This is a genomic window from Rossellomorea sp. H136 (assembly GCF_056838065.1).
In genome coordinates this window covers 3,167,435-3,184,233 of record NZ_CM166371.1, presented here as the reverse complement: position 1 = coordinate 3,184,233, position 16,799 = coordinate 3,167,435, and the positions used below count along the sequence as shown (strand labels likewise).

General features: G+C 41.0%; 14 protein-coding genes. 13 read left to right on the top strand and 1 reads right to left on the bottom strand.

What is annotated here, in order from left to right; genetic code table 11:
* Nucleotides 1–94 precede the first annotated feature (94 nt).
* The 5 genes from recN to ACYH0O_RS16270 all read left to right on the top strand — a co-directional run bounded on the left by recN (nt 95) and on the right by ACYH0O_RS16270 (nt 5,707).
* Nucleotides 95–1,804 carry a DNA repair protein RecN gene (gene recN / locus ACYH0O_RS16290; RefSeq protein ID WP_482629537.1) on the top strand — a complete coding sequence of 570 codons (1,710 nt, stop codon included), beginning with the start codon at nt 95–97 and terminating at the stop codon, nt 1,802–1,804.
* 126 nt (nt 1,805–1,930) lie between these two features.
* The gene (gene spoIVB / locus ACYH0O_RS16285) at nt 1,931–3,220 is read left to right on the top strand and encodes a SpoIVB peptidase (protein WP_482629536.1); all 1,290 of its coding nucleotides are present in this window, start codon (nt 1,931–1,933) and stop codon (nt 3,218–3,220) included.
* Nucleotides 3,221–3,589: 369 nt separating this feature from the next.
* A complete protein-coding gene (gene spo0A, locus ACYH0O_RS16280) occupies nt 3,590–4,369 on the top strand; it encodes a sporulation transcription factor Spo0A (protein WP_299738282.1) in 780 nt (259 codons plus the stop codon).
* Between the two features lie 230 nt (nt 4,370–4,599).
* The gene (locus tag ACYH0O_RS16275) at nt 4,600–4,791 is read left to right on the top strand and encodes a hypothetical protein (RefSeq protein ID WP_482629535.1); all 192 of its coding nucleotides are present in this window, start codon (nt 4,600–4,602) and stop codon (nt 4,789–4,791) included.
* A 181-nt stretch (nt 4,792–4,972) separates the two neighbouring features.
* Entirely contained in the window at nt 4,973–5,707 is a 735-nt protein-coding gene (locus ACYH0O_RS16270) for a glycerophosphodiester phosphodiesterase (protein ID WP_482629534.1), read from the top strand.
* A gap of 14 nt (nt 5,708–5,721) precedes the next feature.
* Here the strand turns inward: ACYH0O_RS16270 and ACYH0O_RS16265 are convergent, their stop codons facing one another.
* Nucleotides 5,722–5,961 carry a DUF2627 domain-containing protein gene (locus ACYH0O_RS16265; RefSeq protein ID WP_149157731.1) on the bottom strand — a complete coding sequence of 80 codons (240 nt, stop codon included), beginning with the start codon at nt 5,959–5,961 and terminating at the stop codon, nt 5,722–5,724.
* Between the two features lie 133 nt (nt 5,962–6,094).
* Here ACYH0O_RS16265 and ACYH0O_RS16260 point away from each other — a divergent pair, with 133 nt between their 5' ends.
* The 8 genes from ACYH0O_RS16260 (at nt 6,095) to ACYH0O_RS16225 (ending at nt 16,636) form a co-directional block, all read left to right on the top strand.
* Entirely contained in the window at nt 6,095–8,164 is a 2,070-nt protein-coding gene (locus tag ACYH0O_RS16260; protein ID WP_482632589.1) for a sigma 54-interacting transcriptional regulator, read from the top strand.
* Between the two features lie 136 nt (nt 8,165–8,300).
* Nucleotides 8,301–9,209, top strand: a complete 909-nt coding sequence (gene yqiS / locus ACYH0O_RS16255) for a phosphate butyryltransferase (protein ID WP_482629533.1) — start codon at nt 8,301–8,303, stop codon at nt 9,207–9,209.
* Nucleotides 9,210–9,250: 41 nt separating this feature from the next.
* The gene (gene bcd, locus ACYH0O_RS16250; protein WP_148969571.1) at nt 9,251–10,348 is read left to right on the top strand and encodes a branched-chain amino acid dehydrogenase; all 1,098 of its coding nucleotides are present in this window, start codon (nt 9,251–9,253) and stop codon (nt 10,346–10,348) included.
* A 135-nt stretch (nt 10,349–10,483) separates the two neighbouring features.
* A complete protein-coding gene (buk, locus tag ACYH0O_RS16245; protein WP_282138834.1) occupies nt 10,484–11,605 on the top strand; it encodes a butyrate kinase in 1,122 nt (373 codons plus the stop codon).
* A 19-nt stretch (nt 11,606–11,624) separates the two neighbouring features.
* On the top strand, nt 11,625–13,049 hold the full coding sequence (gene lpdA, locus ACYH0O_RS16240; protein WP_482629532.1) for a dihydrolipoyl dehydrogenase: 1,425 nt from the start codon (nt 11,625–11,627) through the stop codon (nt 13,047–13,049).
* A gap of 225 nt (nt 13,050–13,274) precedes the next feature.
* On the top strand, nt 13,275–14,273 hold the full coding sequence (locus tag ACYH0O_RS16235) for a thiamine pyrophosphate-dependent dehydrogenase E1 component subunit alpha (RefSeq protein WP_482629531.1): 999 nt from the start codon (nt 13,275–13,277) through the stop codon (nt 14,271–14,273).
* 14 nt (nt 14,274–14,287) lie between these two features.
* Nucleotides 14,288–15,271, top strand: a complete 984-nt coding sequence (locus tag ACYH0O_RS16230; protein WP_149157725.1) for an alpha-ketoacid dehydrogenase subunit beta — start codon at nt 14,288–14,290, stop codon at nt 15,269–15,271.
* Between the two features lie 45 nt (nt 15,272–15,316).
* Nucleotides 15,317–16,636: a dihydrolipoamide acetyltransferase family protein gene (locus ACYH0O_RS16225; RefSeq protein ID WP_482629530.1), complete on the top strand. Its 1,320-nt coding sequence runs from the start codon at nt 15,317–15,319 to the stop codon at nt 16,634–16,636.
* Nucleotides 16,637–16,799 lie beyond the last annotated feature (163 nt).

Below are 16,799 nucleotides of genomic sequence, written 5' to 3'. Positions count from 1 at the left end.
CTGGGTATTAGCAGCCCTTCATACAAAATCCAATAGGAAGCTTTTCTTTTAAATTGTTTGAGGGAAAAGTTCCTTTTTATTTGAGGTGAATGTTTTGCTACAAGAACTATCAATCAAAAATTTCGCCATAATTGAATCCCTCTCTCTTTCTTTTGAAGAAGGTCTGACCGTTCTATCAGGGGAGACTGGAGCTGGGAAGTCGATTATCATTGATGCCATTCACTTATTGGTTGGTGGAAGAGGATCCTCGGAATACGTTCGGCACGGGGAGAAAAAGGCTGAAATTGAAGGGTTATTTATTCTTGATAATGAAACGCATCCTTGCATGGAAAAAGCTGCGAGTTTCGGGATAGAGATCGAAGAAGGCATGATCATCCTTCGAAGGGATATCTCGAGTACAGGGAAAAGTGTTTGCAGGATCAATGGTAAGCTCGTGACGATTGCGATCATGAGGGAAATCGGGGCTTCACTTATTGATATTCATGGACAGCATGAGCATCAAGAGCTGATGAATGAAAGCCTGCATCTTTCCTTATTGGATCAATTCGGCGGAAAAGAGATTACTTCAGGTCTCTCGAGTTACGGAGAAGTATACAAGGAGTACCTTTCCATTTATAAGCAACTAAACAGGCTTAATGAGAACGAGCAGGAGATGGCGCATCGATTAGATCTTATTCAGTTCCAGCTGAAAGAAATTCATGATGCGGATCTGCAATTAAACGAAGATGATGAGCTTATGGAAGAGAAGCGGAAGCTTATGAACTTTGAAAAGCTTTTTGAAGCGCTGCAGACTTCTTATGACAGCATTCAAGGTGAGAGAAAAGGGCTGGACTGGACAGGCCTTGCCATGAGTCATCTTGAGACAGCTGCAGAGGTGGATTCTCAATATGATAAGACCCTGGAATCTGTTTCGAATGCTTTTTATATGCTTGAAGATGCTGCTCAACAAGTAAGAGGGGAGTTAGATCAACTGGAATTTGAACCGAATCGTTTGGATCTTATCGAGACGAGATTGAACGAGATTAACGGTTTAAAGAGAAAGTATGGATCCTCTGTAGAAGAAATTCTCGCGTATAGTTCAAAGATTGAAGAAGAAATTGAAACCATCATGAACAAAGATTCCCATGTAGAACATTTACAAAGTAAATTACAATCACTTGAGAAAGACTTATCATTAGAGGCGAGAAATCTGTCGCAAACGAGAAAGCAGTGGGCGAAAAAATTAACCGCAAGTATTCATGAGCAGTTAAAGCAACTTTACATGGATAAAACGAAGTTTGAAGTTCGTTTTGTAAAAAGTGGGGAAAATGAATCGTTTTCCTTCCATCGTTTTAAAAAGGATGGTTGGGATACAGTGGAGTTTTACATATCCACCAATCCAGGGGAGCCTTTAAAGCCGCTGTCCAAAGTGGCTTCAGGTGGAGAACTTTCCCGCATTATGTTAGCCATGAAGACGATCTTTTCCAAGCACCAGGGAATTACCTCCATCATTTTTGATGAGGTGGATACGGGAGTGAGTGGTAGAGTGGCACAAGCCATCGCTGAAAAAATTTATCAGGTCGCCATTCATTCCCAGGTGATGTGTATATCTCACTTACCACAAGTAGCTGCGATGGCGGATTGTCACTTGTTTATTTCGAAAAAACTTTCAGGCGGCAGAACGAGCACAATGGTTAAACGTCTTCAAGAGAAGGAAAAGATCAAAGAAATCTCCAGAATGATTTCAGGAGTTGAAATTACAGATTTAACATTGGAACATGCAAAGGAATTGTTGCAGTTAGCAGGTTCCATTAAAGAAACATGAAAAGCTATCCAATTCGGGTAGCTTTTTTTTCATGATTACCAGTTATAAATGTGGCTTTTAAAGGCAAAATTAAAACTGTAGCCAATAGTTAGTGTGTGTGGATTAGAAGCGAGGAGAGTGAATATATTGAGTTTAGATTGGTTAAGAAAATGTATAGGTGGAATTCTCCTTGTTTCGCTTTGTCTTATTGGTTTCTACAAACCTGTTCAACAGTTTATCAATACTCCGAACTCTGTAAGGGTAATGGAAGGGGATCAAGTTGCTCTCCCTAAGGCTGCATCTATTACGACGATGGGTTCGTCTGATAATCAACATGTTCAATTGAAAGAAGAGGAAGGTCAGCTCTCAATCCAAGGAAATTCTGTAGGCAAGGATGAAGTGGTATTTGAGTTAGCTGGATTACCCATTAAAAAAGTCAATGTAGAAGTACTGAAAGATTTCAAGGTGATCCCGGGTGGTCAATCCATCGGGGTGAAATTAAATACTGTCGGGGTGTTAGTCGTAGGTCATCATCTGGTTGAAACAGATGCAGGTAAGATGTCTCCCGGCGAAAAAGCCGGAATTCAGGTAGGGGATATGATTACAGAAATAAACGGAACCAAAATTGAAGAACTTGCGGATGTTGCACCTTTTGTTCAAAAGGCAGGAGAAGAATCCCGATCTTTAGACGTTGTGATCAAGCGTGAACAGAAGACCGTTAAAACTCAATTGCTCCCGTTAAAAGAAAAAGGGGAAAAGAACTATAAATTAGGGTTGTATATTCGTGATTCTGCAGCTGGAATCGGCACAATGACGTTCTTTGATCCGAAGTCCAAGAAGTATGGGGCGCTTGGCCATGTCATTTCTGATATGGATACAAAAAAACCGATTGTCGTTGAAAACGGTGAAATTGTTCATTCAGAAGTAACGTCCATTCAAAAAGGGGCGGACGGAAAACCAGGTGAAAAATTAGCCCGTTTTTCTTCTGATCGCAATGTAATTGGAAACATTACAAGGAACAGTCCATTCGGGATTTTTGGTGAATTAAATCAATCCATAGATAACGATCTAATGGATAAACCAATGCCTATCGCTCTTTCCCACCAAGTGAAAGAAGGACCAGCTCAGATATTGACTGTGGTAGATGGAAAAGATGTAGAAATGTATGATATTGAAATTGTCAGCACCATTCCACAGAAATATCCGGCAACAAAAGGAATGGTTTTGAAAGTAACAGATCCCAAGCTATTGGATAAAACCGGTGGAATCGTCCAAGGTATGAGTGGAAGTCCCATTATTCAAAACGGCAAAGTCATTGGAGCTGTCACACATGTGTTTGTAAATGATCCTACAAGTGGCTATGGCGTTCATATTGAATGGATGCTGAGTGAAGCAGGAATCGATATTTACAAGAAAAATCATGACCGAGCAAGCTAAAAGTGGAAAACCCTTACTAAAGTCCCGATCGTGGGTGCTTATAAGGGTTCTTTTTTATCCTATGAAGGGGTTATGAGAAATTAACCATTACAAGCATTTGTAAGATATGATACAAGAAGAAGGACATTAGAAAATAAGGAAGGTTTGCCAAGAGCATGTTAAACTTGTTAATATAAAGATTATTCGACAAACTGATGAGTGAATATCGAATGGGGTCGAAATATAAAGAAATCTTTAGAAAATCAAAGAAAATATAATATTTTTCAAGTTTTTTTCAAAAATAAAAGGAATTTAGGTTGCATTGTCGAAAAAGTAATTTAGAATAAAATTACAGAGATGAATTAATTAGGATTGAGGAGGAAACCTGTAGTGAAATCGATTAAAGTATGTGTTGTGGATGATAATCGTGAACTTACGTCATTATTGGAGGACTATATTGCTTCACAAAATGATATGGAAGTGGTAGGAATTGCTCATAATGGCCAAGATTGTTTAGATTTGTTAGAAGAAGTGGATCCTGATGTCCTGGTATTGGATATTATTATGCCTCATTTGGACGGGCTCGCTGTGCTCGAACGACTTCGTGAAAAGAAGAGCATTCCTAATGTCATTATGCTGACAGCTTTCGGTCAAGAAGATGTTACGAAGAAAGCCGTCGACCTTGGAGCTTCTTACTTTATCCTAAAGCCATTTGATATGGAAAATCTAGTGAGTCACATTAGGCAAGTAAGCGGTAAATCAAACTCAATCATCAAAAAACCTTCCTCATCCAGAATGCATACAGAGCAGAAACCAAGAAATTTAGATGCAAGTATTACAAGCATCATCCACGAAATTGGCGTTCCGGCACATATTAAAGGTTACTTATATTTAAGAGAAGCGATTTCTATGGTTTATAACGATATCGAATTACTTGGTTCAATTACAAAGGTACTTTACCCTGATATTGCAAAAAAATACAACACTACAGCATCAAGAGTAGAACGGGCCATTCGTCACGCAATTGAAGTGGCATGGAGCAGAGGGAATATCGATTCCATTTCTTCTTTATTCGGATACACAGTGAGTATGTCCAAGGCGAAGCCAACAAACTCAGAATTCATTGCCATGGTGGCTGACAAGCTTCGTTTGGAGCATATGGCTTCATGAAAGGGTAAGGACTAGTACAATCATTTCATAATAGAATAGTACGATTTAAAACCCTATGAGCCCAGGTGGATTCGTGGGGTTTTTTGGTTTAAAGATCATCAACCGGAAATTTTTCCTTTTTCTCAGTAACAATCGCCTCTTTTTTCAAAAGTAGGGATGCGCCCTAACGGCTTGTCCAGTCATACATAAGATATAATGTAATGCAAAAACAACTAAAGGGAGGTGAGAGAATGGGATGCTTCCGTGATAGAGATGATGTATTTGGTGCATTTGACAGAGACAGAGACAGAGACGACTTTAGAGTCCCTGTAAGAGCCTTTATTAGAGGAGAGGATTTCTGTAGAGCTGTACGCCGTTGTGATAGAGACGATGTAAGAGGTATTGAAGACCGTCGCCGCAGAAGAAGATGCTGCTGGTTTTAATAGTTGTCAGCCTTACAATTGAAATAAAAAAATCCTGAGCTTCTCAGGATTTTTTTTAAAAGGTTTCATCCTTTGAGCAGGTTTAAAATAAGTATATAATATGAGTAGAGACAATCATTCATAAGGACCGCTAAAAAAGTACATATAGGATTAGATTAACTTAAGAAAAGGGAGTGCACTCATGACGCTAATCTTTGCTCACCGTGGCTCAGCCGGGACTCACCCGGAAAATACGATGGACGCATTTTATGAAGCAGAAAGAGTAGGGGCGGACGGTATTGAATTAGATGTTCAGCTAACAAAAGATGGAGAAATCGTCGTGATTCATGATGAAACGGTTGATCGCACAACCAATGGAAAAGGGTTTGTCAAAGACTATACGCTTAAGGAAATACAAATGCTGCAGGCGAATTTTAAATTTAAAAGTAAGCTGTTTAAAAAAAATCGTGTGCCTTCATTGAGAGGGGTATTTCAGTGGTTAAAGGGCAATGATATGCATTGTAATATAGAATTGAAAAACAGCATTATGGACTATCAGGGCCTTGAAGAAAAAGTGATCGGGTTGATAAGGGAGTTTGGGTTTGAGGATCGAATCATCATTTCTTCATTTAATCATTATTCGATCGTGGCCTGCTACCGATTGGAGCCTGCAGTTGAGATTGCTCCGTTGTACTCATCGGGTCTATATATGCCCTGGATTTATGCCAGGTCCATCAGGGCGAAAGCGATACATCCCAATTTAAAGGCTGCACCCGATGAAATCATTGTGGAAGCCATGAAAAATGGGATAGCTGTCAGACCCTATACGGTAAATAAGATAGATCAGATGGAGAGACTTCTGAGAATTGACTGTTCAGCGATTGTGACGGACTTTCCTGATCGGGCATTGAAGTTAAGAAATCATAAAAAAAGCTAGCGTAGAAAATTACGCTAGCTTTTTTTCGTGAATCGGGACTGTACTTTATTCCGCTTTCGATCACGGTGTAAAACAAATCCCGCAATAAAACCGAGACCACAGATAAAGAATGCCAACCCGATAACGAATTGCAGCCATAAATAAGGAATGGGTGACTGCAGAATACCAAATAACATATCTCTCATCAACTTAATCCCCAGTGCTGCAAGTGCGCCAGGAATCAACATTATAATAAGGGCAATTAGTCGGACCATGAGGTGCATAACTCCTTTTTCGCTTCCATACTAAAATTCTAACTCCAACTAGAAAATTGTCAAGTTTAGAAAAGTAGTGTAACATTAAGTTTGTGAAAAAAATTGCAGGTATTGATAGTCGGGGTGAAAAATGTTGCAAGAGGTTCTAATTGTCGGTGGGGGTAAAGGTGGAACAGCGATTTTAAAAATCCTCCACGAAGCTTCCGTTATGAAAGTGATTGCAGTTGTAGACCTAAATGAAAACGCTTCAGGTATTTTGTTGGCTAAAGAGCTTGGGATACCAGTTGGTACTGAATGGCGACAGTTCCTGAATGATTCTGTTGATATCGTCATTGAAGTGACCGGTGAACAAAAAGTGTTTGAAGATATTAGGGATAGACGGGGGAAGAGTACAGTCATTATTCCAGGCAGTGTTGCCTTTCTTATTTCAAAGCTACTGGAAGAAAAGGAAGATCTGATTTATCAATTAACAAGTGAGTCGTTTAAAAGAGATCTTATTTTTAATTCGACTGATGATGGTATGGTAGGGATCGATGAACATGGAAATGTGATGCTCTATAATAAAAGCGCAGAGCGAATGATTGGAAAGAATGAGGAAGACGTTATCGGGATGCATATTTCTGAAGTAATTCCTGAGAGTAAATTAACGACCACGATGGAAACACGGCGTACTGAAATCAATCAAGAAGTGGTATTAGACAATGGACTGAAGATCATTTCCAATCGTATTCCAATGATTACCGAAAATGATGAGATCATCGGGGCTTTTTCTGTGTTTAAAGACATCACAGAGGTCGTGAATCTTGCAGAGGAAATAACGAATCTCAAAGAGATCCAAACCATGCTTGAGGCCATCATTCATTCCAGCGATGATGCAATTTCTGTAGTAGACGAAGAGGGGAAAGGGATATTAATAAACCCTGCCTACACACGAATCACAGGACTCACCCAAGAAGAAGTAATCGGTAAACCGGCAACTGCAGATATTTCCGAAGGAGAGAGTATTCACTTGAAAGTCCTGCAGACAAGAAGAGCCATCAGGGGAACAAGAATGCGGGTTGGTCCGAAACGTAAAGAAGTGATCGTTAATGTAGCTCCTATCATAGTGAATAATAAGCTCAAGGGGAGTGTCGGTGTCATCCATGATATGTCTGAGATTCAGTCACTCACCCAGGAGTTAGATCGTGCGAGAAGAATCATTCGGACCCTTGAAGCGAAGTATATGTTTGAAGACATCATAGGGGACTCAGAGGAAATGATGATTGCCGTTGAACAGGCTAAGTTAGGGGCGAAAACGCCTGCGACTGTTCTTCTTCGGGGTGAATCCGGTACGGGAAAAGAATTGTTTGCACACGCGATACATAATGCGAGTGATCGAAAGTTCAACAAATTCCTGCGGGTCAATTGTGCTGCATTATCGGAGAATCTATTGGAAAGTGAATTATTCGGATATGAAGAAGGTGCATTTTCTGGAGCAAAGCGAGGAGGGAAACGAGGATTATTTGAAGAAGCCAATAATGGCAGTATATTCCTGGATGAAATTGGAGAGTTGAGTGCCAACACTCAAGCCAAATTACTGAGGGTCCTGCAGGAGAACGAAATTGTTCGGGTTGGGGGGACAAAATCAATCCAGATTAATGTCCGGGTCATAGCGGCAACGAATGTGAATTTGGAAAAAGGAATTGCCGACGGTTCTTTCAGAGAAGATCTTTACTACCGGCTCAACCGAATGCCCATTCAAATACCTCCGCTGCGACATCGTAAATCAGATATTCCGCTCATTTCTGAAACCTTGATTACCAAGATCAACCAGGACTACGGTAGAAATGTTGAAGGTGTTACAGAGGAAGCGATGCACAAGTTAATGAAATACCATTGGCCGGGGAATGTTAGAGAGCTCGAGAATGTATTGGGAAGAGCAATTATCTTTATGAACTACAACGAAGTAAAGATAGATAGCAAGCATTTACCTCAACTGGAGAATACATCTAAGAGCCATGTCAAAGAGGTTGCTGCTGATGCCTCAGGAAAAATCAAAGATTTGGCAACTCAAGTAGAACAATATGAAAAAAATATAATTCAGAAGGTTTTAGAGCAGAATAATGGTAACAAAACGGCAGCAGCCAAAGAATTGAGTGTTTCAGTGCGAAATTTGTATTACAAAATTGAAAAATATAACATTGAAATAACTAGCATGAAATAATTTGCGTGGTATGAAAAAAATTTCATGGTTAAATATGTGGAAATGAAGCGTTTTCAACACTTTAAAAGTTGGCACGGTTCTTGCATATAGTTTAATGGGAACATAATAACAGAAAAAAGGGGTTGAAACGACATACATGAATCTACAATCTTTGGTGGAAAAAGCAACCCAGATAGAAAATTCCACTGTAGCGGTTGCAGCTGCAGAAGATAAAGAAGTCCTTGGGGCTGTCGCAATGGCAGTTGAAAAAAATATGGCCAAATTTTTATTGTTTGGTGATAAAGAAGAAATACTCTCTCTTTTAGAAGAGGTTGCGCCACAGCTTCGGTCACACGGCAACATTAAAATCAAGCATGCTTTTTCTCCACAGAAAGCAGCGGAACTTGCTGTGAAGGCTGTAAAGGAAAATGAAGCAAGTGCTTTAATGAAAGGGAATGTTCCTACTGCTGTCATTTTAAAGGCAGTGCTAAATAAAGAGTGGGGACTTCGTACAGGGAATGTATTATCACATGTTGCAGCTTTTGAGGTGGCTGGGTTTGATAGGTTGACATTTATTACGGATGCAGCTATGAACATTGCACCTGATTTGCAGCAAAAAGCGCAAATTATTGAAAATGCCGTTGAGATTGCCCAATCAATCGGTGTTAACCATCCGAAAGTTGCCCCGATTGCCGCGGTTGAAGTAGTGAATCCGGCCATGCAGGCAACAGTGGATGCCGCTTCTCTTACGATGATGAATCAAAGAGGTCAGATTCGTAATTGTGCCGTCGATGGACCATTAGCCCTTGATAATGCGGTTTCTCATCATGCTGCTGAACATAAAGGGATTGAAAGTGAAGTCGCAGGACAAGCAGATATCCTGCTCGTTCCGAATATCGAAACGGGTAATGCTCTTTACAAGTCCTTGATCTATTTTGCGAAAGCGAAAGTTGGGGCTGTGATTGCGGGAGCAAAAGCACCAATCGTATTAACATCCAGAGCAGACAGTGCAGAAAGTAAATTATTTTCATTGGCGCTGGCAATATGCTCTGCTTCAAATAATTAATAAATACATCAAACATAATTAGACTTTAGGGGGAAATAAAAATGAAAATTTTCAGCTATATGGAACAATATGATTATGAGCAATTGGTATTCTGTCAAGATGAAGCATCAGGGTTGAAAGCGATTATCGCGATTCATGATACGACTCTTGGACCTGCACTTGGAGGAACTCGTATGTGGACATACGAATCTGAAGAAGCAGCGATTGAAGATGCTCTACGTCTTGCAAAGGGTATGACGTACAAGAATGCAGCTGCCGGACTTAACTTAGGTGGGGGGAAAACGGTTATCATCGGTGACCCTCGCAAAGATAAGAATGAAGAAATGTTCCGTGCGTTTGGTCGCTACATCCAAGGATTAAACGGACGTTATATTACTGCAGAAGATGTTGGTACTACAGTTGCTGATATGGACTTGATTCATGAAGAGACAGATTATGTTACAGGTATTTCTCCAGCATTTGGTTCTTCTGGTAACCCATCTCCCGTTACGGCTTATGGAGTATACCGTGGAATAAAAGCTGCAGCGAAAGAAGCCTTTGGAACAGATTCACTGGAAGGGAAAACAATCGCCGTTCAAGGAATTGGTAATGTTGCTTACAATATGTGCCGCCACCTTCACGAAGAAGGAGCGAATCTGATCGTAACAGATATCAATAAAGAAGCTGTTCAACGTGCTGTAGATGAATTCGGAGCAAAAGCTGTTGATATCAACGAAATTTATGGAGTTGACTGTGACATCTTTGCCCCATGTGCTCTAGGAGCGATCATCAACGACGAAACCATTCCTCAGCTAAAAGCAAAAGTCATTGCAGGGGCTGCGAATAACCAATTAAAAGAAACTCGTCATGGTGACGCGATTCATGAAATGGGTATCGTTTATGCACCTGACTATGTCATCAATGCAGGTGGAGTCATCAACGTAGCGGATGAATTATACGGTTACAATAGTGAAAGAGCGATGAAAAAAGTCGAGCAAGTATACAATAACGTTGAGCGTGTTATAGAAATCGCTAAACGTGATAATGTTCCAACTTACGTAGCTGCTGATCGTATGGCGGAAGAAAGAATCGAGAAAATGCGCCGTTCAAGAAGCCAGTTCTTACAAAACGGTCAACATATTTTAAGCAGACGTGGATAATTAGAAGAAAAAACGCTTTACTTCTAACAAGAGTAGAGCGTTTCTTCCCTGTTAATGCGAACATCGAACAGATTAAGGGGTTATCTATCATAGGGGGGAAATTCTACGTGCAAACAATACAATATAGCTGCCCAAATGGAGGTAACAACAGTGCAAGAAAACAAACATCGAATATTAGTCATTAACCCTGGATCGACATCAACCAAAATTGGTGTTTTCGATGATGATCGATCTATCTTTGAAAAGACGATTCGTCATGATACAGAAAAGATTAATGAATTTCCAACTATTATCGATCAGTATGAATTCAGAAAGGATACCATTCTTCAAACGTTAGATGAAGAAGGGATCAACATTTCAAAACTAAGTGCTGTTTGTGGTCGTGGGGGCCTTCTTAGACCTATTGAAGGCGGTACTTACTTAGTGAATGATGATATGCTGAAGGACCTTAAAGAAGGATTCTCAGGTCAGCATGCTTCAAACCTTGGTGGGATTTTAGCATTTGAAATTGCCTCTGGATTAAACATTCCATCTTATATTGTCGACCCTGTTGTAGTGGACGAGCTACAATCGCTTGCCCGGGTTTCAGGATTTTCACTCATTGAAAGAAAGAGTATTTTCCATGCTTTAAATCAGAAAGCGGTAGCAAGAAGAGTCGCAAAGGAACTCGGAAAGAAATATGAGGACCTAAACCTGATCATCACTCATATGGGTGGTGGTATTACCGTAGGTGCCCACCGCAATGGGAAAGTGGTGGATGTAAATAATGGTTTGCATGGCGATGGCCCATTCAGTCCTGAAAGAGCAGGTACTGTTCCAGCGGGTGATTTAGTTGACCTATGCTTCTCAGGTGATTATTACCGTGATGAAATCATGAAGAAACTCGTTGGTCAAGGTGGCTTAGTCGGTTATCTTGGAACAAACGATGCGGTAAAAGTAGAGAAGATGATCGAAAATGGCGATGAAAATGCCAAAGCCGTGTACGATGCGATGGCGTATCAAATTGCGAAAGAGATCGGATCAGCAAGTGCCGTCCTTAATGGTAAAGTAGACGCCATTGTGTTAACTGGTGGTCTTGCTTACGGTAAAGAGTTTGTAAAAGCGATAAGCAATCGAATCAATTGGATAGCAGATGTCGTGATTCAACCAGGAGAAAATGAACTACAAGCTCTTGCGGAAGGGGCATTAAGGGTCTTACGAAGTGAAGAAGACTATAAGGTGTACCCTGGAAATGTAAAAGAAGAAGCAAGAGTATAAGAGCAAGGAGGACTCAAGATTGGCAGAAGAATATGATTTAGTCATTCTAGGGGGAGGCACAGGTGGCTATGTAGCCGCCATTCGTGCTTCTCAACTTGGATTAAAAACAGCAATCGTTGAAAAGGGAAAACTGGGGGGGACATGCTTACACAAAGGATGTATACCTAGTAAAGCTCTTCTTCGCAGTGCTGAAGTATATGCTACAGCTAAACACAGTGAAGACTTTGGTGTGAAAATCAATGGAGTAGAGTTAGATTTCACAAAAGTTCAATCTAGAAAAGACGGGATCGTTGAACAGCTTCACAAAGGAGTTCAACACTTGATGAAACAAGGCAAGATCGATGTCTTTGAAGGACTTGGACGTATCTTAGGACCTTCTATTTTCTCTCCGATGCCTGGGACGATTTCTGTTGAAATGAACAATGGGGAAGATAATGCAATGTTGATCCCTAAGAATGTGATCGTTGCAACAGGTTCCAGACCTCGTTCATTACCGGGACTTGATATTGATGGAGAATACGTATTATCCTCAGATGAAGCGCTTTCACTTGAAGCTCTTCCAAAATCGATCATCATCGTTGGAGGAGGGGTCATCGGTATTGAGTGGGCTTCCATGCTGTCTGACTTTGATGTAGAGGTAACCGTGGTGGAATACGCTGATAAAATCGTACCAACCGAAGACCATGAGATTTCTAAAGAAATGCAGCGCTTAATGAAGAAAAAAGGCGTCAAAATCGTGACGAGTGCAAAGGTGCTTCCTGAATCTTTAGAAAAAGGAGACGGAGAGGTTACCATTAAAGCTGAGCATAAAGGAGAAGAAAAAGCCTTTACAGCAGATAAGATCCTTTTATCTGTTGGTAGACAAGCTAACGTTGAAGGCATTGGCTTAGAGAACACAGATATTAAAGTGGAAAAAGGCTTTATTGAAGTGAATGACTTCTTCCAAACAAAGGAATCTCATATTTACGCGATCGGGGATGTCATCGGTGGACTTCAATTAGCTCATGTTGCATCTCACGAAGGAATCACAGCAGTGGAACATATGACGAATGAGAAACCTCATCCGATTGACTATTCCCTAATTTCAAAATGCATCTACAGTAATCCTGAAATTGCAAGCGTAGGGATCACGGAGCAGGAAGCGAAAGAAAAGGGATATAACCTGAAGACCGGAAAATTCAGTTTCAGAGCAATCGGGAAAGCACTTGTTTATGGTGAATCCGATGGGTTCGTCAAGATCATTGCAGACAAAGATACCGATGATATTCTTGGCGTGCACATGATTGGTCCGCATGTAACGGACATGATTTCAGAAGCGGGACTTGCTAAAGTATTGGACGCAACCCCATGGGAAATCGCGCACACAATCCACCCTCATCCATCCCTGTCAGAAGCGATCGGAGAAGCCGCACTTGCAGTAGATGGAAAAGCGATTCATTCATAGAAGAGCGAAGCCGACTGTTCTGGCCCGACAAGCACAATGGGGAAATCCCAAAAGGCGTACTTTGCCTTATGGGATTTATCCATTGTGACCTCGAGGGACAAGGAGGCGCAGCTGGACAAATAGAATAGCGTAGGTGGCTTTTTGGATGTATTCATCAAAAAAATATTATAAGGTAGAGATTATTTCTACCTTTCCAACCATTAGATTGTGTAGGAGGTAAATAAAATGGCAAAGAATCGTCATGAAGAGTTAGGACTTTCCAATGATAAAGTATTAGAAATGTATGAAACCATGCTGCTTGCCAGAAAAATCGATGAGCGCATGTGGTTACTGAACCGTTCGGGTAAAATCCCATTTGTTATTTCATGTCAAGGTCAAGAAGCGGCTCAAGTTGGTGCTGCATTTGCTTTAGACCGTGAAAAAGATTATGTACTTCCGTACTATCGTGACATGGGTGTTGTATTAACATTCGGGATGACGGCCCAGGAATTAATGCTATCAGGTTTTGCAAAAGCAGAAGATCCAAACTCAGGTGGACGTCAAATGCCTGGTCACTTTGGTCAAAAGAAAAATAATATCGTAACGGGTTCATCTCCTGTAACCACTCAAGTGCCACATGCCGTTGGTATCGCTCTTGCAGGTAAAATGGAGAAGAAGGATGTTGTGACGTTTGTGACGTTCGGTGAAGGGTCTTCCAACCAAGGAGATTTCCACGAAGGCGCAAACTTTGCAGGTGTACATAAACTTCCTGTCATTTTTATGTGTGAAAACAATAAATATGCGATTTCGGTTCCGATTGAAAAACAATTAGCTTGTGAGAAAGTGTCCGATCGTGCCATTGGATATGGAATGCCTGGAATCACGGTTGACGGAAATGACCCAATCGAAGTATATAAAGCGGTCAAAGAAGCAGCGGATCGTGGCCGTCGTGGGGAAGGTCCAACCCTTGTTGAAACAGTTTCTTATCGTTTAACTCCTCACTCCTCTGATGATGACGATCGAAGCTATCGCTCTCCGGACGAAGTGGCAAAAGCGAAAACAAACGATCCAATCATCACGTTTGGTGCTTATCTGAAAGAGACAGGCGTTATGAACGATGACATTGAGAAAGAAATCAATGATCGCATTATGAAGCTCGTGAACGAAGCAACTGATTATGCAGAGAACGCTCCATATGCTGAAGCAGAATCAGCGATGAAGTATGTTTATGCAGAAGAGAAGTAAGGGGGAATTCAATCATGCCAGTAATTTCATATATTGATGCTGTAACAATGGCTATTAGAGAAGAAATGGAACGTGATGAGAAAGTATTCGTTCTTGGAGAAGACGTAGGAAAAAAAGGTGGAGTATTCAAAGCGACTCACGGATTATATGATCAATTTGGAGAAGACCGTGTCATCGATACACCACTTGCAGAATCAGCTATTGCCGGAGTTGGAATCGGAGCTGCCATGTATGGTATGAGACCGATTGCAGAAATGCAGTTCGCTGATTTTATCATGCCTGCTGTGAACCAAATCATTTCTGAAGCATCACGTATTCGTTATCGCTCGAATAATGATTGGAGCTGTCCGATGGTTATTCGTGCTCCATACGGTGGTGGAGTCCACGGAGCACTTTATCACTCTCAATCCGTTGAGGCCGTTTTCGCTAATCAGCCAGGATTGAAAATAGTGATGCCTTCTACTCCTTATGATGTGAAAGGCTTGCTGAAAGCGGCAATCCGTGACGAAGACCCAGTATTATTCTTCGAACACAAACGTGCTTACCGTTTAATTAAAGGAGAAGTACCTGAGGATGATTATACTCTTCCAATCGGAAAAGCAGACGTGAAGCGTGAAGGGGAAGACATCACAGTTATCACTTACGGCTTATGTGTTCACTTTGCTCTTCAAGCAGCAGAAAAGCTTGCCCAAGACGGAATTGAGGCGCACATCCTCGATTTACGTACGATCTATCCATTAGATAAAGAAGCGATCATTGAAGCAGCTTCTAAAACAGGTAAAGTTCTGCTTGTGACAGAAGACAATAAAGAAGGAAGCATCATGGGTGAGGTTTCTGCGATTATCGCTGAAAATTGTTTATTCGAGCTCGATGCTCCAATCAAACGCCTTGCTGGTCCTGACGTTCCTTCAATGCCATATGCACCAACAATGGAAAAATACTTTATGATTAACCCGGACAAAGTAGAAAAAGCAATGCGTGAACTTGCAGAATTTTAATCAGAATAAATACCAATTAAACTCAACAGTAAGGAGGGTTCCTCATTGGGTATTGAAAATATGAAAATGCCTCAGCTAGGGGAAAGTGTTACAGAAGGCACAATAAGTAAATGGTTGGTTTCACCTGGTGATACCGTCAATAAATATGATCCGATTGCGGAAGTACAAACGGATAAAGTAAATGCAGAGGTACCATCGTCCTTTACGGGTACCATTAAAGATTTAATTGCTGACGAAGGAGACACTCTTGAAGTCGGAGAAATCATTTGTTCGATTGAAGTGGAAGGTGGAGGTTCTGCACCTGTTGAACAAACTCCGAAAGAAGAGCCAAAGAAAGAAGTGGATGAAACACCTCAAACAGCAACTAAAACGAAGGTTCCAAGTAAAGATAGTGGGAATAAAGCAAGATATTCTCCTGCAGTATTAAAGTTATCTCAAGAGCATGATATTGATCTGAATCAAGTAGAAGGCACTGGAAACGGCGGACGTATCACTCGTAAAGATCTAAAGAAGGTCATTGAGTCAGGTAATATTCCTAAAGCAGGAGAGGATCCTGCGCCTAAGGCTGAAGATCAGGCTCCTCAGCAAGCGCCAGTGAAAGAGAAAGCAGTTCAACAACCGGCCAAGCAATCTGCACCTGCTGCGAACGTTCCTGTTGTACCTGGTGATATCGAAATCCCTGTTTCGGGAATTCGTAAAGCCATCGCATCCAACATGGTTCGCAGCAAGCATGAAGCTCCTCACGCATGGACGATGATGGAAATGGATGTTACAAACCTAGTTGATTACAGAAACTCACTAAAAACGGAATTCAAGCAGCGTGAAGGTTTTAATCTGACATTCTTCGCATTCTTTGTGAAAGCTGTAGCGCAAGCTCTTAAAGAGTATCCGCAAATCAACTCTATGTGGGCAGGGGATAAGATTGTTCAAAAGAAAGACATCAACCTTTCGATTGCAGTGGCCACAGATGATGCACTATATGTGCCTGTGATCAAAAATGCAGACGAAAAGACGATCAAAGGAATTGCAAGAGAAATTACCGAGCTTGCCGGAAAAGTCCGCAGCGGTAAATTAACTTCTCAAGATATGCAGGGAGGCACATTTACGGTTAACAACACCGGGTCATTTGGTTCAGTACAATCGATGGGGATCATTAATTATCCTCAAGCAGCGATCCTTCAAGTAGAATCGATTGTGAAGCGTCCAGTTGTCATGAATAACGGAATGATCGCAGTACGTGACATGGTGAACCTGTGTATGTCACTTGATCACCGTGTGCTTGACGGATTGGTATGCGGAAGATTCCTGCAGCGGGTGAAAGAAATCTTAGAAAATACATCAAAAGAAAATACATCTGTATATTAATTTGTGGCAAGGACTGACCCTGGGTGGTTAGTCCTTGTTTTTTTTTTGCTTCTGGATAGAAAGGATTATAAAAAATAAATCGCAGGTCCAAGGATTCAGGAAATAAAGGAAAATTATAACTGGAAGAATATCCTGTCAATAAAATTTTTACTATGTATAGGTA

Excerpts from the sequence above, each read along its gene's own strand:
- ACYH0O_RS16275 (WP_482629535.1), top strand. The coding sequence starts at position 4,600 with ATGGGATGCTTCCGTGATAGAGATGATGTATTTGGTGCATTTGACAGA.
- ACYH0O_RS16270 (WP_482629534.1), top strand. The coding sequence starts at position 4,973 with ATGACGCTAATCTTTGCTCACCGTGGCTCAGCCGGGACTCACCCGGAA.
- ACYH0O_RS16265 (WP_149157731.1), bottom strand. The coding sequence starts at position 5,961 with ATGGTCCGACTAATTGCCCTTATTATAATGTTGATTCCTGGCGCACTT.
- yqiS (WP_482629533.1), top strand. The coding sequence starts at position 8,301 with ATGAATCTACAATCTTTGGTGGAAAAAGCAACCCAGATAGAAAATTCC.
- bcd (WP_148969571.1), top strand. The coding sequence starts at position 9,251 with ATGAAAATTTTCAGCTATATGGAACAATATGATTATGAGCAATTGGTA.
- buk (WP_282138834.1), top strand. The coding sequence starts at position 10,484 with ATGGAGGTAACAACAGTGCAAGAAAACAAACATCGAATATTAGTCATT.
- ACYH0O_RS16235 (WP_482629531.1), top strand. The coding sequence starts at position 13,275 with ATGGCAAAGAATCGTCATGAAGAGTTAGGACTTTCCAATGATAAAGTA.
- ACYH0O_RS16230 (WP_149157725.1), top strand. The coding sequence starts at position 14,288 with ATGCCAGTAATTTCATATATTGATGCTGTAACAATGGCTATTAGAGAA.